This is a genomic window from Pectobacterium sp. 1950-15, from assembly GCF_037136835.1.
Lineage (GTDB): Bacteria > Pseudomonadota > Gammaproteobacteria > Enterobacterales > Enterobacteriaceae > Pectobacterium.
In genome coordinates this window covers 70,847-92,438 of the sequence record NZ_JBBBQR010000017.1, presented here as the reverse complement: position 1 = coordinate 92,438, position 21,592 = coordinate 70,847, and the positions used below count along the sequence as shown (strand labels likewise).

At 52.2% G+C, this 21,592-nt stretch carries 18 protein-coding genes and 2 pseudogenes; 2 read left to right on the top strand and 18 right to left on the bottom strand.

Annotated elements, in window-relative coordinates; translation table 11 throughout:
* Positions 1 to 35: 35 nt before the first annotated feature.
* From WCT94_RS17375 to WCT94_RS17290, 18 genes are read right to left on the bottom strand one after another with little or no spacing between them, the layout of a single operon-like run.
* Positions 36 to 1,052 carry an alpha/beta hydrolase family protein gene (locus WCT94_RS17375; protein ID WP_336870644.1) on the bottom strand — a complete coding sequence of 339 codons (1,017 nt, stop codon included), beginning with the start codon at positions 1,050 to 1,052 and terminating at the stop codon, positions 36 to 38.
* Between the two features lie 39 nt (positions 1,053 to 1,091).
* Positions 1,092 to 2,351, bottom strand: a complete 1,260-nt coding sequence (locus WCT94_RS17370) for a pyridoxal-dependent decarboxylase, exosortase A system-associated (RefSeq protein ID WP_336870642.1) — start codon at positions 2,349 to 2,351, stop codon at positions 1,092 to 1,094.
* Between the two features lie 53 nt (positions 2,352 to 2,404).
* Positions 2,405 to 2,713, bottom strand: a complete 309-nt coding sequence (locus WCT94_RS17365) for a hypothetical protein (protein ID WP_336870641.1) — start codon at positions 2,711 to 2,713, stop codon at positions 2,405 to 2,407.
* Positions 2,714 to 2,738: 25 nt separating this feature from the next.
* Entirely contained in the window at positions 2,739 to 3,680 is a 942-nt protein-coding gene (locus WCT94_RS17360) for a ketoacyl-ACP synthase III family protein (protein WP_336870640.1), read from the bottom strand.
* The gene (locus tag WCT94_RS17355; protein WP_336870639.1) at positions 3,668 to 4,594 is read right to left on the bottom strand and encodes a transglutaminase domain-containing protein; all 927 of its coding nucleotides are present in this window, start codon (positions 4,592 to 4,594) and stop codon (positions 3,668 to 3,670) included. The genes WCT94_RS17360 and WCT94_RS17355 overlap by 13 nt, the downstream gene beginning before the upstream one ends.
* Positions 4,587 to 5,519, bottom strand: a complete 933-nt coding sequence (locus tag WCT94_RS17350) for an alpha/beta hydrolase family protein (protein ID WP_336870637.1) — start codon at positions 5,517 to 5,519, stop codon at positions 4,587 to 4,589. The genes WCT94_RS17355 and WCT94_RS17350 overlap by 8 nt, the downstream gene beginning before the upstream one ends.
* Positions 5,500 to 7,077 (bottom strand): AMP-binding protein, encoded by a 1,578-nt coding sequence (locus WCT94_RS17345; protein ID WP_336870636.1) that lies wholly within the window; start codon positions 7,075 to 7,077, stop codon positions 5,500 to 5,502. Before WCT94_RS17345 ends, WCT94_RS17350 begins: the two co-directional genes overlap by 20 nt.
* The gene (locus tag WCT94_RS17340) at positions 7,055 to 7,975 is read right to left on the bottom strand and encodes a 3-oxoacyl-[acyl-carrier-protein] synthase III C-terminal domain-containing protein (RefSeq protein WP_336870634.1); all 921 of its coding nucleotides are present in this window, start codon (positions 7,973 to 7,975) and stop codon (positions 7,055 to 7,057) included. Before WCT94_RS17340 ends, WCT94_RS17345 begins: the two co-directional genes overlap by 23 nt.
* 2 nt (positions 7,976 to 7,977) lie before the next feature.
* Positions 7,978 to 9,576: an AMP-binding protein gene (locus WCT94_RS17335; RefSeq protein WP_119872531.1), complete on the bottom strand. Its 1,599-nt coding sequence runs from the start codon at positions 9,574 to 9,576 to the stop codon at positions 7,978 to 7,980.
* Complete coding sequence (locus tag WCT94_RS17330) at positions 9,573 to 10,520, bottom strand: ketoacyl-ACP synthase III family protein (protein WP_336870632.1); 948 nt, start codon at positions 10,518 to 10,520, stop codon at positions 9,573 to 9,575. Before WCT94_RS17330 ends, WCT94_RS17335 begins: the two co-directional genes overlap by 4 nt.
* Positions 10,517 to 13,558 carry an efflux RND transporter permease subunit gene (locus tag WCT94_RS17325; protein ID WP_336870630.1) on the bottom strand — a complete coding sequence of 1,014 codons (3,042 nt, stop codon included), beginning with the start codon at positions 13,556 to 13,558 and terminating at the stop codon, positions 10,517 to 10,519. Before WCT94_RS17325 ends, WCT94_RS17330 begins: the two co-directional genes overlap by 4 nt.
* Entirely contained in the window at positions 13,555 to 14,628 is a 1,074-nt protein-coding gene (locus tag WCT94_RS17320) for an efflux RND transporter periplasmic adaptor subunit (RefSeq protein ID WP_336870628.1), read from the bottom strand. Before WCT94_RS17320 ends, WCT94_RS17325 begins: the two co-directional genes overlap by 4 nt.
* Positions 14,625 to 16,199, bottom strand: a complete 1,575-nt coding sequence (locus WCT94_RS17315) for a class I adenylate-forming enzyme family protein (protein WP_336870625.1) — start codon at positions 16,197 to 16,199, stop codon at positions 14,625 to 14,627. Before WCT94_RS17315 ends, WCT94_RS17320 begins: the two co-directional genes overlap by 4 nt.
* A 47-nt stretch (positions 16,200 to 16,246) precedes the next feature.
* Positions 16,247 to 17,617, bottom strand: a complete 1,371-nt coding sequence (locus WCT94_RS17310) for an MATE family efflux transporter (RefSeq protein ID WP_336870623.1) — start codon at positions 17,615 to 17,617, stop codon at positions 16,247 to 16,249.
* A gap of 21 nt (positions 17,618 to 17,638) precedes the next feature.
* Complete coding sequence (locus tag WCT94_RS17305) at positions 17,639 to 18,730, bottom strand: acyl-CoA dehydrogenase family protein (protein WP_336870621.1); 1,092 nt, start codon at positions 18,728 to 18,730, stop codon at positions 17,639 to 17,641.
* Positions 18,717 to 19,382, bottom strand: coding sequence for a hypothetical protein (locus WCT94_RS17300; protein WP_336870619.1), 666 nt, complete (start codon positions 19,380 to 19,382; stop codon positions 18,717 to 18,719). Before WCT94_RS17300 ends, WCT94_RS17305 begins: the two co-directional genes overlap by 14 nt.
* Positions 19,375 to 20,271: a hypothetical protein gene (locus tag WCT94_RS17295; protein ID WP_336870618.1), complete on the bottom strand. Its 897-nt coding sequence runs from the start codon at positions 20,269 to 20,271 to the stop codon at positions 19,375 to 19,377. The genes WCT94_RS17300 and WCT94_RS17295 overlap by 8 nt, the downstream gene beginning before the upstream one ends.
* A 1-nt stretch (position 20,272) precedes the next feature.
* Complete coding sequence (locus WCT94_RS17290) at positions 20,273 to 20,539, bottom strand: acyl carrier protein (protein ID WP_119872550.1); 267 nt, start codon at positions 20,537 to 20,539, stop codon at positions 20,273 to 20,275.
* A gap of 752 nt (positions 20,540 to 21,291) precedes the next feature.
* Here WCT94_RS17290 and WCT94_RS17285 point away from each other — a divergent pair.
* Positions 21,292 to 21,440: pseudogene (locus WCT94_RS17285) on the top strand (IS5/IS1182 family transposase); the annotation flags it as partial.
* Between the two features lie 20 nt (positions 21,441 to 21,460).
* Positions 21,461 to 21,592 (top strand): annotated as a pseudogene (locus WCT94_RS17280) (IS3 family transposase); the annotation flags it as partial.

The following is a 21,592-nucleotide window of genomic DNA, read 5'->3' as shown; positions in this document are numbered from 1 at the left end:
CCCCGAAGGTGTACGTTATCCAGAACGATACCTTATTAAGCCCCATTTTCCTGCCAGATCCCGTTAAGAAAACGGGATATATCCTCACCTATCATGCTGTGCACAGTCGTTCGATCGACTCCCAGAGAATCCTCACATAATACAGGAGTTACTGCCCGCAGTTCCGCTGAGCAGGGGGAGAGGAAGACAAAATGTCCGGCGCCTGGGATAACTTTCAACTGCGGTTTTGAGGGCAGTGTTTTCGCTAGCTCACCGGCGTTCTGATGCCAGGACAGCTCTTCATCTTTATCGCCGGTAAAAATTAACACCGGTTTGTTGAATGTTTTAAGGGACTCTAGGGAGAACGGTGCGCTCACTGGCGCCATCAGCACCCAGGCTTTAATTCGCGGGTCAGATTCAGGTATTAATGCAGGAATGTCATTCTTGATATGTCCCTTTGCCAGACACATGGCTTCTGCCTGATGACTTTCGCAATAGCTGGCATAGCGAGAAGGATCAATCCTGCCACCGGCCAGTAGTAGCCCCGTTTCTCCCCCTGACGAGAAGCCGATAAAAGCAATTTTGTTAGCATCAATATGCTGGCTAATATCTGGGTTATTCAGCACAGCCGTGATCGCAGCGGAGATTTGCAGGGGGCGACCGTATATAGTGCTTGTAGCACCCGCACCTGACTGATCCTTATAATTATCACCCGGATGACTGAGGGTGATCACGATATTGCCCTGTCGGGCAAGTGCGGTTGCCAGATTATGGTGGCTCCATAAACTACCAGAGTTGCCATGCGAAATCACAATCAGAGGAAATTTTCCTAGAGCCATTTTCACTGCATTTCGTGCTGATACGTGATAGGGGCCGAAGCTACTCAGAGTGTTGCCCACCGTATTACTGGGATAAAAATAAACAGCCTCCATTGGCTTCTTCGCAACCGGGTCAATGACAGTCAGCCGCCGGAAACCCGCCTCGTCAGCAGGTTGGAACACACAGCCCGAAAAGAGGATACTTAATGCGCTGTAGCGAATAAACTTAAATGTATCGCTGAGTAATTTACTCATTAAAATCGTCGCCTTTTGTTTAATTACATGTGTCTTGACTCAGACTAATACTTCTGCCGCGCTTTTCTGGCTAAGAAAACCGTTCGGGCTGGCGGTCAAACCGTAGGCACCGGACTGGAAAATGGCTATATAGTCCCCCGGATCTGCTACAGCGAGATCACCCTGGTTCAGCAGAATATCCAGCGGTGTGCACAGCGGCCCCACCACGTTGGCCACTTCGCGCTGCTTCCCCTGCACTTTGTTGCCGATGACGGCCGGATAATTGCGACGGATGAGCTGTCCTAAATTGCCCGATGCTGCAAGGTGATGGTTCATCCCTCCATCAGCAACCAGATAGGTCACGCCATGCGACACCTTGCGGTCGATAATTTTTGCGATATAGATCCCCGCAGGTGCAACGAGAAAACGGCCCAATTCCAGAATGATCTCGGCCTCAGGCAGGTGCTGCTCTGCTTTGGCGACCAGGGCATGCATGGCTTCCCCTACGGATGCCACATCCAGCTCTTTGTCACCCTGGAAGTAAGGAACACCAAACCCGCCACCAAGATTAAAGCGGCGTACCGAGCCGGGCGCAATTTTCGCCAGTTCAATCACCAGATCCAGTGCCTTGTTCTGTGCTTCAATCAGGAAATCAGCGCGCAGATTTTGTGAGCCTGGGAAGATCTGAAAGCCTTCAAAATGCAGTTGTTCAGGGTTGTCACGGATCACCATCATGGCATCTTGCACACAGGACACATCCATACCAAACTGGCGCGGCCCACCGCCCATTTTCATGCCAGATGAATTGAGATTGTAATCAGGATTGATCCGGAGCGAGATGCGCGCGGCGATAGCGTATTCCATTGCAATATCTTTAATTCTCTGTAGCTCGGTGATTGATTCAACATTCAGCAATACCTGGGCAGCCACTGCACGTTGCAACTCTTCTACCGTCTTCCCTGGACCGGCAAAACTGATGTCTTCGGGCGAAACACCGCTGTTCAGCGCCAGTGACATTTCATTCGCCGATGCAACATCAAACCCTTCAACCAGTCGTGACAAATGATGAATGACAGGGACAAACGGGTTAGCTTTAATAGCATAGTGAATACTAATCTTTTCCGGGATGTGGGCTCTTAATAACTGTACCTGACGGTCTATAAGCTCACGAGAGTAGGCAAAAAAAGGCGTCTGCCCAATTTGTTGTGCCAGCCGGGTAAGAGGGATGCCACCAATGGTCAGGCAGTCATTCTTAATAGTAAATTTTTCTGCCATTTGCCGGGAAAGACTTGATGATGTGTCGCTATGGTTCTGAGTCATAATTTATCCTTAAATTAGTTTGAATATCAGTAATGTGATTGAAAATAAAACAATTACAGATAGAAACTGACGTCAATCGATGTGAATAATGTCAGTAACCACTGCCCCACGATCAGGCACAGCGCCAGTCCTGCAGATGCAAGCAGTGAAAAGAGAGATAATACGATTAACGATCCTTTCCGGCTGGAATTATCAACATTGACACCGCCGGGCAGCGAAACACGCATCACTTTGCGCGATCTGACGGTAAACAATAAAGTGATAATAAGCACTTCACCAAATAACCATGCAAGCGTAAATAATTTTATAATCGTCAGTGGGGTTAGCCCGTAAGTCGCCACCTGGCTTATTTCACCAGTCATCTTTATGCCCTTATTTAATAGTGAATTAATACTGAAAAAGTGCAGCGCCAAATACTCCGCCAACGCCTGTTGAAACCATCAGCACTTTATCGTCGACAGAAAATTCAGCACTCTCCTGCAGGGAGTGAAAATTGATAAACATGTCTGCGCCTAAACAGTGAGCGGTTCGGCGAATATTACTCAGGAATATTTTTTCCAGCGGAAAATCAAGGTATGCTGCCGCCTTGCGCCACATCCAGATGTTAACGTTGTGGGGAACAATCCAGTTGATCTGGTCCAGTGTCGTGTCCGCCTTCCGCAATACATCGTCGATTACCGCTTTCAGACGAGGCTGATAGTGCAGCTCGAAATCTTTGTAGCAATCAGAATTTGTCGGCAGCCAGATACCATGGGCATAGCCTGGCCAGCTGTGAATGGCATGAGCCAGCATCTTCGGGCCACAACCTGACAGTGAGAAAATACCGGCACCGGCACCATCGCCAACAATCGCCACGTTTGCCACAACACGTAATTCAACATTGTCAGCAATTTCTCCCACCACAATCAGCGCTTTTGCGTCAGAGCCTGCGTTCTGCAGATGATGTCTCGCCAAATCCAGAGCAGAAAAGATCGCCACGCAGTTATTACTGCAGGTCGCCAGCGGCTGTGCATGTTTCAGCCCCAAGGTTCGCACCAGTTGCGTCACGATGCTCTGCCCCCATACACCGCTGACGGCTCCGGTATGAGCATATATCACAACGTCGATTTGCTGACGCAACTGGGGGACGTCTGCCAGCAGACTCTCGCAGGTTTGCACCAGCATGCTAAGTTCATCCCCCTCTTCCACCGGACAGTTGGGCAGTTCATACATACGGCTGAACACCCGCGCCTGATTCTGCGAAATGCCGAGGCGCTCATAATCGCGCTCAAGCACCAGCGTCGTGGCGGGCAGATAGCTGGTCAGTCCCTCCATTATCATCGGACGCATGCCTCCTCCCTGATTTCATGGATACTGACGCGGTAAGCCCCTTTCACCGGGCTGAAACTGTGAACGTCACGCTGACAGCAGAGTTCAGGGCACGACAACAAAGTGGTACGTAGTGACGCACAGTCTGATGCATCACACACATCAAGCTGAGCCAGACTGTCGAGCAGCTCCAACTGATCAACGTGTGTAACCCGTGCACCAGGCTTTTCTTCCAGTAATACGCCCCATCCATCCCACATCAGGGGCTCGTAGCCGCATAATGAAGTCATATCGAGCAGAAACAGGTTACGTACGGTCCACTGTCCATAGTCGTCATTAAAGTGGTAACCACTAAAAGCACGCTCACTGAGGATGCCGGCCCGGATCTTTCGCCATATTTCTCCGCCGCTAAAGAACAGATCGCGCGGAAAATTTTTCTGCTCAATATTCAGTAAGGGTTCCGGCAGCACATTCAGACGACTTTCGGCATAGCGCCAGTGCTGCCCATCCCAGTATTCCACCAGCACATGGTCATGCATTGGCCGTTCAGGCTTGTATTGATCGTGCGCGAAGCCATAGCGAACACGGGCCGGTATCTGTTTTTGGCGCATAAAGGTACACAACAACACGGCAAAATCGCGGCAGGTGCACAGCAGGCGTTTCGCGGGTTCACGAGGTGAAAGCAGGTTTCCATCCTGTAATTGCATCAGCCGACTAAACATTGCTTCTGCCCAGCGTAAATCCACCTCTGCGCTGCGGGCAGCGATAATCTCTGGCGAGAGTTTCGCTTTATCTGTCTGGTAATGAACCAGTAGATTCTGCACCGCGCCAATCAATCCATCCACATCGTCAGGTAAAGCATCCAGCGCAGCGATAAAACGCCCCGGCTGGGTCACGGCAGTGTGCTGTCTGTAATGACTGACTGGGTCAAACATAGTGTGTTGCTCCCTGTGTAAATGTTGGCTCTCCATGGCATAACCGATCGCAGAAAGCCGTTAAATGGCTGATGATCTCTTCATGCAGTTGTTTGCGTGGCCGCACGTCCCCACCGCTCACCACGGGGTTCAGCGCCCTGAGTATCGGAGGACTCTCATGAACAAACGCATAGTGGCCGGCACCGGACAATGTGTGGTGAATGACAGCCGGCAGACGCGCCGCATAATCCGCCGGTGTACCCAGCATGCGTACGGAATCCTGGTCTGCGGAAAGGATCAGTGCAGGGATGTCCAGTGAAGACAATGATTCTGCCGGAAACAGGTTCGAGAGTGCAGGCGCCATTAACACGACGCCAAGCGGCGAAGACAGACGGCATGCGCTGGCGTCAAAAGCACCCAGTTCAGTCAGCACGGTGCTGAACTCTTCTTCCAGTTCAAAACGTGGTATACAGCCACACTTCACCAACACATCGTACGCGCCCGCTGAGTGTCCGATTAATAGAGGTCGTGAAAAGTCGATATTTTCCGCCAGCGCTTCATGCTGCAGTGCCTGTTGAGCGAGAGCCAGACGCAGTGGACGCGTCAATAAATTGCGCCAGCGCTGTTGCCCGTCCTGAATATCGCGGTGATCGACAGTCAACACGGCAAATCCCCGTGCCGCCAGGCACTCCGCGAGATAATACTGATCAAACCGCGAACCACCCGCGCCATGTGACATGATGACCAGCGGCCAGCACTCGCCGCAGGGGATCGCCCCCTCCTCAGCCTGAGCCTGTAGGACTCGCAGGTAATGTACCGCTTTGCCGGTTCCGGTGAATGCCGGGTACCACAGACTGGCTGATACGTCACCCAGAACCGAATGCCAGGTATAATGCGCCACACCGCCCCCCCTGTCAGGAAAGGTGTCAGTCAGAGCATGTTGCATCAGGTACCTCCAGTGTTTTTACGCCACAGGAAACCTGCGCCAGATGGTGATGCAGCGCGAGATAGTCCGTTTTCATATTGCGGTTGCGCGGTAACAACATTTCGATGATCTGTCCGGGGAAAAGGTAATCAGGCAAAAATTGGTGGCAGCGCTGACGCATCTCTTTTACTGAGAAGGGAGAACCTTCGACAAATGCGGCCATACTGATGACCAGGGCATTTTCTCCAGTGACGGGGAGTACCGCGACGTGCGGCGTTTCCGCCACTTTACGCATCAGATCTTCAATTTCTCCCCGTTCAACTCGGCAACCACGTACCTGCCACTGCGCATCGCGGCGGCCACGGAACAACAGACCATGCCGGGCATCCTGGATGCCATCATCGCCGGTTAAATACCACATGCCCTGCTGCCCGGGTAACGTGATAAATCTCGATGCCCCAGCAGGTTGCACGCCGACATATCCCTGCGCGACCTGAACGCCACTAATGCAGATTTGGCCTCGCTCTCCCGGAGTTACAGGTTGCTGATTATCATCGATCAGTAACAGGCGGTTTCCCATTAATGGTATGCCAAGCGGCCACTCGCCAAGCGCCTGGTAGTCATCGCTCCAGCGGCTGATGGTGACTGCCACCGCCGATTCGGTAGGCCCATAAATGTTGAAAAACTCAGCCTGAGGCGAAGCCTGACGACAACGTGCAATCAGGCCCAGCGGTACCGGTTCACCACCCAGCACGACGGTGTGCAAAGAAGCAAGGCTACCGGGCCGTAAAGCGCCCAGCCGTTCGATGCTCAGCCAGCCTGAAGGAACCGATGACCAGAATGTCAGTTGGTGTCTGCTGACAAACCCAGGCAGGCTGTAGCTGTCGTTACGGTCAATCGCATACAGTGCCGCTCCGCTGCACCACGCCAGCCCGATATCGTGGAGTGAAAAATCAAAGGTCAACGGAGTGAGCTGTGAGATGCGGTCATTAGGGCGCGGACACAAAATTGCCAGCGCAGAATCCAGATACGCTGCAAAGGCCGTATGGCTCGTAACAACGCCTTTCGGCACGCCAGTAGAACCTGATGTGAACAATAAGCTGCACGGGCCATGTTTCTGAAGGCTGGGCAGATTATGCCCGGTGGCTGCTTCAGCAGACGTCATGATTTCCGGCAATGACACAGGCTTTAAATCCGGACATCTGCTGGCAATCACTCCAGCGAATGCCATACCGTCATTGTCACTGAGCAAGCTGGAACAGTGGATTTGCGCAAGTGCGGCAACGATACGCTCGACAGGATCGTCCGAGGCCACGGGCAGGTAGCCTTTACCGGCGCGCATGATACCCAGTATGGCGGCATAACTGGCGAAGCTTTTACTGGCGATCAGGGCACAGAACTCACCCTCTTTATGCATTAGTGTCCCGGCTATCAGCGTCGATGCCTGCCACAGTTGCTCATAACTGTAGGTTTCTCCGGCCACCCATAGAGCAACATGCTCAGGATAATGTCGGGCAATCTCCTCAACCCGCCGGATAAACAGAGGAGCATCATTTTCAGTAACGGAAGAGAGCTGCACCAAATGAACCTCCTAATCCTACGGCTATCATCAGATAAGCGTCGCCTTTCTCCAGCGCCCCCGTGGATGTCAGGTGAGACAGGTTAAGCATCATATCGCTGCCAAAGCAGTGCCCCGTGAACGGGATGTTTGCCAGCATCAGACGGGAAAGTGGCAGATCGATAGTCCGCGCCAGTTCGATCCAGCTTTTACGGTTTACGTTATGGGGAATAACCCAGCGCACCTGATCCAGCGTCATCCCCGCCTCTGCGAGTGTCTGCTGAATAATCTGCAGCATCATGGCGGGATAATTTGTCTCGTAACTGGCGCGTGGTGCCCCTTCCAGCCAGACACCTCGCGCATACTGACCATAAGTATGTGAACAACACGCCAGCAGCTCATTCCCTTGCCCACGAGTACCAAACAGCATCGCGCCTGCAGCATCGCCCATCACTGCGGTATTCTCCACCAGCCTCAGTTCCTGGGTTACAGCACTCTCGCCCGTGACGAGCAGAGCCAGGGCATCGGGCTGTTCCTGCAAACGCTGCCGGATAAGCCTCATCGCGTCGAAAATTGATGCGCAACGGTTAGCGCACATACCGACAAACAGTGCATTGTGTAATCGCTGCCGCCGTAAGACACGCTGCATTGATAGTGCGCCGTAATTGCCGACCACCGGGCAGGTATGGGCATGCACTACCAGCTTGATACGCTCGCGGCTGTCGAGCGGCACAGCAGCGGACACGGTCTGTTCAAGCAGAGTTTCCATTTCGCCGGGAACGGCTACCGGCACATGTTCGATACCGATGAATTTTTTATAGATCAGCGCCTTGAATGAGGTCAGGTTAAACCGCTCTGGCTGTTCAAGCAGATTGACTGACATCCCCGGCAGCCGTGCACTAACGTGTTGAATGAACATTTTTACCTCTGTCCAGTGACACGTTGTTCTGTGCCACTGCTGGCATGACTTTCTGCCTCCAGTTCAGCGCGCAGCTGTTTATAGTCAGTTTTGCCATTGCGGTTTTTCGGTATCGCGCCCAGTACCAGCTTGCCTGGCCACATAATGCGTGGCATCGACTCCTGACATAATTTGCGTAATTCCAGGTTACTTTTGTGGTGTGTGCTAACAAAAAACACCAGCCCCTCAACACTGTTGCCTTCAATGATCGGCCAGCCCACCACCGCAACGTCTTCGGTGCCTGATACCTGTCGCAGCATGGATTCAATTTCCAGCCGTTCGATGCGCTGTCCCTGAACTTTCAGTTGATCGTCACAGCGGCCAAGAAAATGCAGACACCCCTCTGAATCCAGCGTGACCCAGTCCCCTGTGCGATACCAGGCTTCACCATTTTCGATCACGAAGTTGTCTGCCTTCACCGGCAAACCGAACCAGTAGCCCTGCACAACCTGTTCTCCGCCGATCCACAGTTCACCTTCATTACTGGCATGCCCAGCCTGACGCGATCGGCCAATTTTCAGAACGGTTCCCGGATAGGGACGGCCAATCGGCACGACTGTGCCCGCAGCCTGAGAGGGATCACTTTTCCAGTGGTAACCGCATACCGCGACTGTGGCTTCAGTGGGACCATAAATATTGTCGATACGCGAGTGTGGTGCCGCCTCCTGCCAGCTCTCTGCGGCACCATGCAGCAGGGGCTCACCGCAGAACAGCGACTCCCGCAAATGCGGGAATGCCCCAGGCGTCAGTTGGCGCAACCGCTTCAGCCAGAGAGCAGTTGAGGGTACTGAAGCCCAGAACGTCAGCCGTTTCTCATCGATTAAACGCCCGAGCGCCATACTCTGGCTGCTGTCAAATACATGAGTTGATGCACCCACTCCCCAGGGGACAAACAGGTCATGTACGGAAAAATCGAAACTTAATGGCGCCAGTTGGGAAAAACGATCATTATGGTTAGGCTGGTACAGTGCGACGGTATTTTCAACGTAACGAACCACATTTGCGTGTGAGACCTCGACGCCCTTGGGCGTACCGGTACTACCCGAGGTGAACATCAGATAGGCATGGGGATTATCACTGCGCGGCTCGACAGTTGGGAGTGCGACAAGATCGGCCATCCCTAGGAAGCGATGCTGCGGGTAGTCGCAACACCAGTGCGGACTGCGCTCGCAATCAGTGAGAATAATAAGCAATGGAAATTCACTCTGCGTCAGTAGGGTTTGCAGCAGCGCTCGCTCCTGCTCACGCGTGACCAGCAGATCGAAACCCGTGCTGCGTAACAGCAATCCAAGCCGCTCCGCAGGCTCCTCCTCATTAAGAGGCAGATAGGTTTTGCCGTAGCATAATGCGGCGATCACACCGGCCAGAGTGCCGATGTGGCGGGGTCCGAGTAACGCGCAATATTTTCCCGTCGACAAAGCAAACCCTCTAGCCAGCAGCGCAGCAAACTCATGCAGTTGCTGATAACTCCAACTGTCATCTTTTATCGACAGCGCCTCAAGGTGCGCATACTTCGTGGCCGTAAGCCGCAGTAACTGCCCCAAATGGTGGTTCGTCGTCATGATGCGAACTCCTGTTGCGCAAGCTGAAAGACGGCCGCGCCAAACACGGCGCCCAATCCTACTGTTGCCACCATGATGTGATCCCCAGGCTGAAGTGTTTGACTGGCAAAACGCCAGTTAATAAAGATATCCGCACCAAAGCAGTGCCCCAGTTCAGGCAACTTATCCAGATAGATTTTGCTTAACGGGATATTCAGTTTGGCGGCGGCATTGCGCCAAGAGATAAGATTAACGTTGTGGGGAAAGATCCAGCGGATTTGCTCCCATTCCAGACCGGCCTGCTGACGGCTGCGCTGTATCACCTCTGCCAGACGTTGCACGTAGTCGCTTTCAAACCGTGCCTGTTCCTCCTCCGACTGCCAGGCTCCTTTGGCATGTTCACCAAAATAGTCCAGTTCAAGGGATTTCATCACTGCTCCGCTGCCGTTCAGGCTGATAACACAGGCTGTGGCCGCGTCGCCGCACAAGGTAGTATTGGGTATTTGCTGCAAAATCCCGCTGAACGTCAGATCTGCGGTCAATAATAGTGCGTAGCCCTCTTCACCGCTCCCTGCTAGGTAGTTTTGACTGAGCATCAATCCGCTCAGGGTAGACGCGCAGTTGTTGGTATGTACCGCCAGAGATGCTGCGTGCTGCAAGCCCAGGCGGCGACACAACCGGGTCAACATACCATTGGGCCAGGCGCAGGTTTCTGGAGAGGTGTGGACATGCGCCAGCAGCCTGATGCTTTCTGCTGCCACGCCACTGCGTATCAGGGCATCTTGGGCAGCGCGGAACATCATGTCCTCCAGTGAAATATCACTGATCGCGACCCGCTTAAGGCCATAGAAACGTTGATAAACTTTGATCTCCGCGTCTGATAACCGCGGCTCCATGCGAATCTGATCCAGCTCAAGCGTGGTTTCCGGCAGATAAATACCAATATCATTGATGGTAAGGTTCACAGACGTGGCTCCATTCGATTTCTGTGCACGAAGAGATACAGTGATGGCAATAGGAAGAGGGTCAGGAACGAGCCCAGCAACATCCCTGCGACAATGACCAATCCCAGCTCAAAGCGAGACTCCGCCGCAGGGCCTGAAGCAAACAGCAATGGCAGAGCGCCCAGCACCATCGTCAGTGAGGTCAGAATGATGGCTCGCAGACGGGAAGCAGACGCACGTGTAATGGCGAACCAGATATTTGTCACTCCACGTTCACTCAAGGTATTTGCGGTATGCACCATCAGAATGCCTTGCTTGCTGATCAGGCCGACCAGCGTCAGCATGCCGACCTGCGTAAACAGATCCAGCGGCATGCCAAACCAAAGCAGTGCCAGCAACGCGCCAAAGACTGAGAATGGGATGCTGCCGAACAGGACAATGAGTGGGTCCCAGTGGCTGGTGAGCTGCAACGTCAGCAGGCAGTAGATTCCAATCAGTGCAATAGCAAAGGTGATCAACAGACGCTGCCCCTCTTCCTCGCTTTGCCGGGTTTCACCGGCCAGGTCGTAGGAAACACCTCGCGCTTTGAAGTCCGCCAGTATCTGGCGACTGAACTCTGCCGCCTGTGACTGACCAACGCCTGGCATTAAAACGCCCTGCAAGGTGACTGATGCCTGTTTCTGGAAGGTCTTCAGCGAGGCTGGTACAACCTGATTTTGCGGTGTCATAAAACTGCCCAGACGACTGAGGCTGCCGTTGGTACTTCTGACCTGCAGGTCCAGCAAGGTTTTCATTGCCGACTGAGAAGATTTATCCAGACCCAGGATGACATCATAGGTGCGTCCTTCGTAAGTGAAGGGCTGCAGTTTGGTATTGGCATACGCCAGATTGAGGGTATAGCCGACATCTGAGGAGGCAATACCGGACTGTGCCAACTGCTCACGATCGAGCTGCAGAGCAATTTGCGGGGCGTCATATTTGAGATCTTTGGTCACAAACAGGAACAGACCACTGGTGCGCATGCGACGCAGCATGGCGTTACTGAGTGCGTCCAGTTTGGTGTAATCCTTATCCTCATGTTTGAGAACAAACTGGAAAGGCAATCCTCCCACGCCAGGCAGTGAAGACGGCAGGATCGCTACGGACTGTAACGCCGGGATCGTCGCCAGCTTGCTCTGTAACTCTGGTTGCAGCTCCATCGCAGATCTCTGTCGCTGTGACCAGTCTGTCAGGCGGGCAAAGGAGAGAAGTTGGTTGTCATTGGGTACACCCAGCACGTAGTTAAAGTTGCTGATTTCGGCAAACGAGTGGTAAATAGCTTCAAGCGCAGGCGCCTGCTGCTCCAGATACGAGCTATCCATTGCGCTGGGACCTTCCGCAATGACCATCAGGCTGCCCTGATCTTCTTTCGGCGCCAGCTCATGCGGCAACATCAAGAACAGCGTTACGCCACCAACAAGTGTTGCAGCCCAGATCCACAGAGGAATATTCCCGGTTCGTAATACCTTTACCAGACAGCGCTCATAGCGGCGGCGCAGTACGACGAACAGATTTTCAACCCGTATCACCATTCGGGACTGCTGATGGTTTTGTGACAGCAGCCGCGCGCACATTACCGGCGTTAGCGTCAGCGCCAGAACACCGGAGATGATGACGGCCCCCGCAAGCGTCACGGCAAACTCAGAAAACAGCTTACCCACAATGCCGCCGATAAACGCCAGCGGCAGATAGGCGATGGCCAGAGTCAATGTCATGGTCACCAGTGAGCTGGCAATCTCACGTCCCCCTTTTAACGTGGCCTGCCAGGGAGAGTCGCCCTCACGCATCCGGTGGAGCGCCACATCCAAAACGATGATGGCATCATCCACTACCAGCCCGGTAGCCAGAACCATCGCCAGCAGCGTGAGCGTGTTAATGGAGAAACCACAAAGCCAGATCAACAGGCAAACACTGACCAGTGACAGCGGAATAGCCACAACCGGAATGCTGACAGCGCGCAGTGTCCCCGTGCCAAAGAAGATCGCCAGTGTCACCGCTGCACAGGTCAGCAGAATGGTCAGAAATACTTCATGGACTGCCCCACTGATATATTCACTGCTGTCGATAAGTAAATTGGCTTTTAAGTCATAAGGAAAATTAGGTTTTAATTCATCAAGTGTTCGACGCAGCTCCTCACCCACCAGCAGTGGATTACTGCCGCGCTGCCAGTGAATAAACACCACTGTCGCAGGTTTGCCATTAAAGACCGATTTGACCTGGGGCTGGGAGCCTCCCAGCTCGACTCTGGCCACATCTCCCAGTCGCACGGGTGGCGTGCCCGCGGCGGTCACGATGGGCAGACGGCTGAAGTCGCTGACCGTCGACAGGCCGGTATGAGGCATCAACTGAAATCGTTGATTACTTTCCCGCAACACACCTGCATTGAGCTGCGTATTTTCAGACTTCAGGCTGGCGCTGACGTCCACGGCGGTTACGCCGTAGCGCTCCATCCGCTGTGGGTCCAGCCAGATACGCATGGCATATTCACTGCCAAGGATCTCCACACTGCCTACCCCGTTCAGGGCTTCCAGACGTGGTTTCACCACCCGGGTGAGGTAGTCGGACACCTGAGCGCTTTGCATCGCATCGCTGGTGAATGTTAAAGCAAAGTCTGGCGCACGATCCGGCTCTTTTCGCAGAATTTGTGGCGGATCCATATCGGCAGGAAAGCGCGAAATGGCATTAACTCGTTCCATTATATTCGTCAGTGCTTTTTGCGTGTCGCTTCCGAGGCGCAAATTGAGCACCACTTCACTGTGACCCGTTTCGGAATTGCTGGTGACGTAGCTGACATCTTCCACGCCGGATACAGCGGACAGCACCTCTGACGTCACTCGTCCATCCATCAGCTCCGCGGATGCGCCGGGATACCAGGCGCTGACACTGATAGCATCCGCATCAACCGTAGGATAAAGACCGACGGGTAGCTGGCCAAGAGAAAACAATCCGCTGATAAACAGCAAGGCACTCAGCGCCGTGGCAATCACCGGCCGTCGTAAACAGAGTTCGGTGATCTTCACGATTTATCCCCCAGACGCACCGGAGCATCAGGATAGAGACGGATTTGTCCGGCGGTGACCACCGTTTCATCCGCATCCAGACCCTGTAGTACCTGAACCAAACCGTCACGCTCATCACCAGTGACAATGGAGCGTAATTTCGCCCGGCGATCCTGTACCACGAATACGGATTGTCCGTAGGCAGAGTAGTTTACGGCGACGTTCGGCAGCACCAGGCTGGACTGCGGTGTCATGGTTGGATAAGTCACACGGACGCTGGAACCATGGCGGAACTTGCCGCTGTCCAGCACCGCGCGTAATGTCAGCGTGCGGTTGGTCGTATTGACTTCAGTATTGATCAGCGTGATGGTCGCGCTACCGGTATATCCGGACACCGTATCATCAACCGTGATTTTCACGCCGGGATGCAGCGCACTGATATCCGTTTCCGGCACGCTGAACTCGACATAAAGTTTTGCGGGATCATAAAAGGAAAACAGCGTCTGTCCTGCCTGACTGGACTGGCCTGGTGCCAAATCGTGCAGACTGACCACACCGGAGAAGGGGGCGGTGATCGTCATTTTGCGCAACATGCTGCGCAACTCTTCCTGATCGCTGACAGCCTGAGCGAGGTTGACATGAGCCGCCTGCTGATCTGCCTGTGAAATGGCTTTGTTGACCAGCAGATCGGCACGGTGAGCGTTTTGCCGCACCATTGCCAGATTAGCCTCTTTTTGCTTCAGTTGCGCACGCTCAGCGCGGTCATCAATGCGAAACAGCATGCCATTTGCCACTACCTGGCCACCTGCCGGCGCCACCTGCAGAATAGTTCCCGCCACTTCTGTGCGCACATCGAGGTAATGCACAGCTTTAACGGTTCCCACCACGTTCTTTTTATCCTGCCAGGACATGGTTTTCACCTGTGCAGTTTCAACCAGTGCCGGTGGTGGTCCCTGTAACGCTGCGGGTGGCGCACCGCTGCCCGTTTCGGCCGGCGCCGTCGTGCGTGCGGTGGTGATACTGACGGACACGCCTGCAAAAATCACCGCAAGGACCGCGCACAACAATACCAGTGCCTGCTTGTTCCTCATGCCGGCAACCTCCGTGCGGAATCGTTAAAGTCTAAGCGCAACTTATGCTTATCAAATTTTCCGTTGGCATTTTTCGGCAATCGCGGCAGCAAAACGAATACGTGAGGAACCTGATACTGCTCCAGTTGCGTCAGACAGAACTGACGCAGTTCGGCTTCAGTCAGTGCGGCAGGCGATGATGTGGCGACGAAAGCCACGATACGATCCTCTGGATCCTGTTCATCATTGTGAACAATGACCGCCGCTTCGATGACCGCCTCATGACGGAATAAAGCCTTCTCCACCTCACTGAAAATAACCTTGCGGCCACGGATTTTGGCAACTTCATCCATGCGTCCGGCAAAGTAAAAATAGCCTTCATCATCCAGCCAGCCGTAGTCACCCGAGTACAGGCAACGGTCACCATACAGCGGATGCACGCCAATTTTTTTCGCTGTCGCTTCAGAATTGCGCCAGTAACCTTGCATCACGGTAGCGCCGCGTATGACCAGTTGCCCCACTTCACCTGGCATGCAAGGCTGGTTCTGATCATTCACCACCAGAATTTGCGTGTTGGGGATCGCGATACCAACGCTGTCAGGTTTACGTTCCAGGTCTGCTGGCGGGAGCCATGTGCAGCGCTTGCACTCCGTCAGACCATACATTGAGAAAATGTCCGCCTGCGGGAACAGGCGCTTTATCATATCGATATGCTGCCTACGTAGTGCCATACCGGTGTTGGAAACCAGACGCACGCGGCTCAGGTCAAACTTGCCTCTGCTGGCATAGGTGTCCAGCAAACTGTAGAGAGAAGAGAGACCTGGCATCACAGTGCAGCCATACTGCTGGATATGACGCAACACCAGAGTAGGTAAAACACCATCGGGCTCCAGCACCACAGTGGCGCCGATGTAACAACTCAGGATAAGTTGGTAGAGACCATAATCAAATGCGACCGGGAGAACCGCAATAATGACATCGTCCTGCCGATAGCCCAGGTATGTCGCTAAAGAGTCCGTGGCAGCCAGCATATTCTGATGACTCAGCATCACGCCTTTTGGTTCGCCGGTTGAACCTGAGGTGTAAATGATCGATGCAAGATCAACGCTGATGGCCTGTAACGGGATGTGCGCTTCTGCTAGCGGATCGGCAATGAAATCTTCCAGCGATATACCGTTTTCCGTCCTGCTCAGTTCTCCCGCCACAATAACAGTGCTGAGCTCCGGGATCTGCTGCAAGCCAAACGCCATCAGCGCGCCGGAGATTGCCGGAGAGGTTAACAGCTGTCTGGCTCCGCTGTTATTAAGAATATAAGCCAGCTTATTCACGGCCGTATCGATAGCGACCAGAGAAGGACAGGCACCGAGCTTCTGCGCAGCCCAGAATGCGGCAAGACTGTCCGGATGATTGCCCAGACAAATCACAACCCTTTCACCCGGCTGCAGTCCGCGCTGGCGCATCCCGGCAGCGATAGCACATACCCGCATCCAGATATCATGGTAACTATAGTGATGATCTTTGAAGATCATGGCGGTTCTGTCTGGGTAATTTGTATCTGCATCGCGAATCAATTCTGCCAAGCTGTGCTTCATGCATAACTCCTGAGCATTCGGTAAGATAAGAACCTGTTCCATCACGGTTAAGATTGCATTTCCCGCGGGGGCAACCTGACCTGGGGAGCCAGGCGTTTATTCAGTTCGTAAACCACGTAAAGCGCGGATAACCAGTTCATAATCGCAATCACGAGGTAGAGCCGCGTTGCATCGACGTGGTTGAGCCCCAGTAAGGCGGCAATGCCAATTTCCAGCGCGTAAAAGACGATATTGATCAGCAATATCCGCAGTCCCTGCCCGGTCTGTTCCAGCGCAGTCATCAGTACCAGAACCACACCCAGACTGAGATAGGACGGCGCAACACAGTTGAGGTAGCGCAACGCCGAAACAATGACGGTTTCATCCCGGGTGAACAGCATCACCAGGCGTTCCTGTAACAGAAACACGAGCACGCTGATGACCAGATAAAGTGCGGCGGAGAGTCCTATCCCGGCAAAGAGGATCTGGCGAATACGGGAAAAATTTTGATCCGCAATCGCGTTATTAGCATGTATCGCCATGGCCGTTCCGAGGGCAATTGCGGGCAGGATGACGAATGACTGGATGCGGAATGCGATGCCAAAACCGGCGATTTCACTGGCACCGTAAAACGACACTAGGTAGTTGAAAGAAAAAAGGAAGCCGAACAACAGCAGAAAACTTCCTGCCACCGGCGTACCAATAAAAGCAATATCATTCAATACCTGCATGGCTTCACGGCGGACACCAGTGAGTGAGAGCCGGATCCCGCGACTATACAGCAGTGTGCTACCGCTGAGCGTCAGGTAGCTACTGCCGATCAATGCCCCCCAGATAAGGCTCTGGAGCCCCTGATGCCAGTGCGTGGCGGCCAGCCATGTCGCCACCAGGTTAAGCGCGGTTCCGCTGATACCCAGCAGGCTGGCAAAACGATTGAGTCCACTGCCAAATAAGGTGGAGAGAATCAGCGTTGCACAGCCAATCGGAATACCTGCCAGTAACATCGGCAGAATAAACGCCATGACATCGTTCTGACGTTCCGCTGCAATATGGAACAGCCCGGCAATGCCTGACTGGAACAGCCAGACACAGCCAACAAGTAATGCCATCAACACAACCATCGCGCTGAACAGCAATACCAGACGCGTTCCCAGCACTTTACGTGCTTCGCTGTGGTGCTGTGAGCTGTAACGCAGTGCCGGAATTCGCAACCCTTCGTGGATGGCCATCATTACGTAGTTCAGCGGCAGAAATAACCCTAATGCGTACAGCGTCTGAGGAGCATTCTGGCTGATGATGCCAATGTTGATTAATACCGCCATGGACGATACCAGCATCGTGACCCAGAGCGTGAAGGTGGTGTCCCAAAGCGTGTTCAACAACTTCAACCCCTGATAACGGCGAGCCGGTGGTTGGTTGAGCACAGGTTGCATTGCCATCGCGTTTATCCGTTTGTTGGGCTATTTCGCCGGGGAGTGATAACCCGCCACGATATTCAGACGCTGCATATCGAGGCTGCCTTCCATCCATTCATAACCATGGACATCCGTCGTGGCTTTCTGCAGCCAGGCATCCGTCAGGTAATGAGCGGTTCCGGTCAGTAGCGGCATATTGCGTGCCACTTTCTCAGCCAGTTCCGTCGCGCACGCTTTGGCCAGAGACACGGCGGCGCCATCAAAAATCTGGTCGTCAATACGTTGTGCAGCACGGAGGTTCAATGCACGCGCGCCGTCTACCTGGCTTTGCAGCGAGCGATGAAGTTCCCGCGCCGATGTCGTTTGCAAATACGGCAGCGCATGATCCAGCAGAGCCTGTGCATTACCCAGCGCCATTGCACAAACGCAGGGGCGCATACGATAGAAGGTTTTGATCACGGCATGCATACCGCGCTCCAGGGGGCGGCGGTGCATTCCCAGCACCTGCTCTGGTTTGACGGGCACATTGTCAAAATGCAGATGGCTCAAACCGGCGCCCTGCAGGCCCGCCAGAGGCAAGAGCTGGCGGAACGTGCCTGTATGAGAGAGAGTTTCAGGGGTAAGCATCACCACCACGATGCTGTAGGGGCCCGGACCGGTTCTCACCACGATGGTGCCCATCGTGGCCTCACGGCCATTGCCCACCAGCCATTTTTCCGCCAGAAGAAGATGGTCAGCGTTCAGGCTGGAAGTCGGATTACCAGCATCCGACCCTTTTTCCGGTTCCGTTACAGCCATGCAAGTACGTGCACGCTGGCGCGAGACATGTTCAAAGAACTGGTCCTGTTGTTCCGGTGAACCTAACTCACGCAACACGATTCCTGAAAGCGAAGGTCCGGGACAGGAGAGCAATACGCTCGGATCGCCATAAGAGAGGCTTTCATACATACGGGCACGTTCGAAGCAGGTGCTGGTACGGTCAGCGTAAACTTCATCAAAATACGGCCTGTCCAGATGTGCCAGCACGACATCACGATCGCTGAGTACTTCTAGGGAGAGAGAACGAAACAGCTGCGCCAGATCCAGCCATTTTTCGTCGTAGTGAGTCAGGGCGACTGAACGGTCAAAATTCATCATGGGAGGTTCCGAGATAAATGTGGTTTAACACGGCGAATAAGCTATTCATTTCTACCAGCCCGTGTTGCAGCATGGCCCGACCGCCCGCAGTCTTGATCAGGGCATCCACCATGCCTTCGATATCAGTCAGCGCCTGCTGTGCCGACCAGTTGTCCAGAACCAGACATTGCTCCAGTAAGTCGTGGCGTTGCATGATCTGCCCGAGACGCAGGCGAATGGAGGGGACAGACAACAGCGTGGATGATCCTACTTTGCGCTGTGCAGCATGCTCCATCAGGACTTGTGTCCAGCGCCCAATCCACTCCAACTGACTGCGCACGATTTCATGCTGCCAAGCAAACAGGGGCGTCCGTTCGTGAAACGCGGCAGACCCAGTAGCCTGCTGTGGAAGCTGGCACACCACCAGGTGATAGCGCGTTATGACAGCACTGCTCGGGTAAATTTTCAGCGCGGCAGTGTCCTGCCAGACAGCACCACTTTCTGTAATAAAACTTAACTGTTGATGGGCTAATTGATGCTCTGAAACCACAGCAAATCCGCCGCGCGCAGCGACTTTCTGTCGGTTTGAATAGGCTTTTAGGGATATTTCCTCAGCGTCCCAGGAAAACGGCTGATAATGCTTAGACCCGAAGGGGTAATTAATATCAAACATGATCCACCTCCTGAACTTTCTGTAAAAGAGACCATGCCATCCTCAGACTTTCCATATCATGCTCGATAAGTAATACGGTTCGCTTGTTGAGTGGCGCAAGCGTTTCACCTGCGAGTGTCAGTAAAGTATTCATTCCTGTGACGTCAGGGCGAAGAAATACATAGTCTATTGGTAATTCCTGCGAGGTGGTCTCCAGATGAAAACGGAGTTTCTTATAGAAATACCCACTGCGCTGTGTTAACAATACGACATCATCTGCATTGGTATTTGACTGATTAAGAATATCGACAAGCAAACCATAGCTGTCTTCTAATTTCCCTGAATCCCATTCCGTAATGTGACCAGAATTAATGAGCTTCCATTGACTTTCAGGTCTTTTCTCCGCCGTTAATAATGCGGCAACAGAACAGGATCTTGATGGAACGGAAAAGCCCTGCGCTAAATTTCGAGGTATCGTATTTTGCTCCATACCCAGCAGTAGTATTTTCTGCACACTGCCATTTTTCAGATAACTGCCAGCAACGTTTAATGCTGTGGCTGAGGCAAGACTGCCGTTATCACAGATATCAAAAGAATGCCCCTTTATTTTATAACGATCCATAAAATACGGACCAAAGGCAGAATAGTCAGGGTCGAACTCGGGCGTCCAGTAGCAGAACATCGCCATGTCAACACCATCAAGGGCTTCCTCCTTTTCCACATCCTGCAACACCGCATCGCCCAGCTCCGTATAGGAATACTGGTCACCCTCAAGCAACGTTGATTCAGTGAGGATATCCTGAGCTATTCGGTGTAAATCTTTCTGGTAAATGGTAAATCGGTCTCTGGGTATACGTCTTAATTCACGCCTGTCCATGACCTTACAAAAAACCTGATTTATATAGAACATATCATGCTGCTTCCTCTAGCCGCGCATTCACATAGCTACAGATGGCTCCAATTGTTTCTACGTGATGCCCTTCAAGAGTATTAGCATCAATAGTGAAGTTATCGACATTATCTTCAAGAGACATAAGAAAGGTCAGTGTGGCCATTGAATCGAGACCTAAATCATCACGTAATGATGTTGACTCATTTAACTCGTCGAGAGACTCGATATTTAATTCTTTCGCCAGAATATTTTTGATTGTTACGATCAGTTCCACATTATCAGACATAATATCCCCAAGGATTGCACGCAGGTGAGAAGAGTGACCGTCTGGACACTCCATTTACATATTTTACCTTTAATTTAAAACCCTGAACCATTAAACAGAAAAATTATAATAAAATCATTATTACAAAAACATTTCAAACTAAGGGGGGATGAAAGGAGAGTATTTGACATCATAATCACATCATCCTTGTTATTTTATAATCCTGAGGCTTTTCAAAGAAAAGCTTTAATTATTCTCATAGGATGGGAATCGATGAAGCTAAAGTTTTAGTTCAGACTTTATATTTCATGAATTTGTCCCTACAAATTCAATCCCATGGTGGAAATTTTACAAAATGACAACTTCCCAGTCAACAATTTAACTACTTTTTTAAAAATTACATTCACAATAAAATAATAATCCAATTGAAAAATTGAATGAAGAATAAAAAACCATCAGTAATAATTAAAATAGCGAACTATTTTAATTTAAAAAAAATAATTATCTTGATAATTAATGTAAACACTAAGAGTGCTATCCCAATCAGGGTGAAATTTAACTCACTTTATGTGGTTGTAATGATCAAAATAAATACAATTCAAGTTCAAAAAATGCACGCAATAGGTGTGATTATCGATTGATAAAGAGTTATCAATATGCGGTGATTATCAAAACCTTTGTTTTGTATATTTTTTTAACAAAGTGGAATCCCGCCCTGCATCCCAATAGGGATTGTTAGAATATAAGTAACTGAGAATTTTTGAGAACGTAGTATGGCTGGCAGCAAGTGGCGGATTAGTGATGAACTCTGGGAAAAAATCGCTCCGCTTATTCCTGAACATAAAACCAGCCACCCGCTAGAAACGCACTGAATGAAACAGGGATCTGTTCGCGGGGTTCCGCACACCGGTGCTTCCAGGAATAGCAAAACCCAAGTGGCTAATGAGTTACCGTGAACATCACCTTCCGGTATCAGAAAACCTGTTACAGCAGGACTTTAGTGCCGGAGGCTCGAATCAGAAGTGGGCTGGCGATATTGATCTTAGCCATGTAAGCGACGGCTTTATCTTTCTG

Excerpts from the sequence above, each read along its gene's own strand:
- WCT94_RS17375 (WP_336870644.1), bottom strand. The coding sequence starts at position 1,052 with ATGAGTAAATTACTCAGCGATACATTTAAGTTTATTCGCTACAGCGCA.
- WCT94_RS17370 (WP_336870642.1), bottom strand. The coding sequence starts at position 2,351 with ATGACTCAGAACCATAGCGACACATCATCAAGTCTTTCCCGGCAAATG.
- WCT94_RS17365 (WP_336870641.1), bottom strand. The coding sequence starts at position 2,713 with ATGACTGGTGAAATAAGCCAGGTGGCGACTTACGGGCTAACCCCACTG.
- WCT94_RS17360 (WP_336870640.1), bottom strand. The coding sequence starts at position 3,680 with ATGCGTCCGATGATAATGGAGGGACTGACCAGCTATCTGCCCGCCACG.
- WCT94_RS17355 (WP_336870639.1), bottom strand. The coding sequence starts at position 4,594 with ATGTTTGACCCAGTCAGTCATTACAGACAGCACACTGCCGTGACCCAG.
- WCT94_RS17350 (WP_336870637.1), bottom strand. The coding sequence starts at position 5,519 with ATGCAACATGCTCTGACTGACACCTTTCCTGACAGGGGGGGCGGTGTG.
- WCT94_RS17340 (WP_336870634.1), bottom strand. The coding sequence starts at position 7,975 with ATGTTCATTCAACACGTTAGTGCACGGCTGCCGGGGATGTCAGTCAAT.
- WCT94_RS17335 (WP_119872531.1), bottom strand. The coding sequence starts at position 9,576 with ATGACGACGAACCACCATTTGGGGCAGTTACTGCGGCTTACGGCCACG.
- WCT94_RS17320 (WP_336870628.1), bottom strand. The coding sequence starts at position 14,628 with ATGAGGAACAAGCAGGCACTGGTATTGTTGTGCGCGGTCCTTGCGGTG.
- WCT94_RS17315 (WP_336870625.1), bottom strand. The coding sequence starts at position 16,199 with ATGAAGCACAGCTTGGCAGAATTGATTCGCGATGCAGATACAAATTAC.
- WCT94_RS17310 (WP_336870623.1), bottom strand. The coding sequence starts at position 17,617 with ATGGCAATGCAACCTGTGCTCAACCAACCACCGGCTCGCCGTTATCAG.
- WCT94_RS17305 (WP_336870621.1), bottom strand. The coding sequence starts at position 18,730 with ATGATGAATTTTGACCGTTCAGTCGCCCTGACTCACTACGACGAAAAA.
- WCT94_RS17300 (WP_336870619.1), bottom strand. The coding sequence starts at position 19,382 with ATGTTTGATATTAATTACCCCTTCGGGTCTAAGCATTATCAGCCGTTT.
- WCT94_RS17295 (WP_336870618.1), bottom strand. The coding sequence starts at position 20,271 with ATGTTCTATATAAATCAGGTTTTTTGTAAGGTCATGGACAGGCGTGAA.
- WCT94_RS17290 (WP_119872550.1), bottom strand. The coding sequence starts at position 20,539 with ATGTCTGATAATGTGGAACTGATCGTAACAATCAAAAATATTCTGGCG.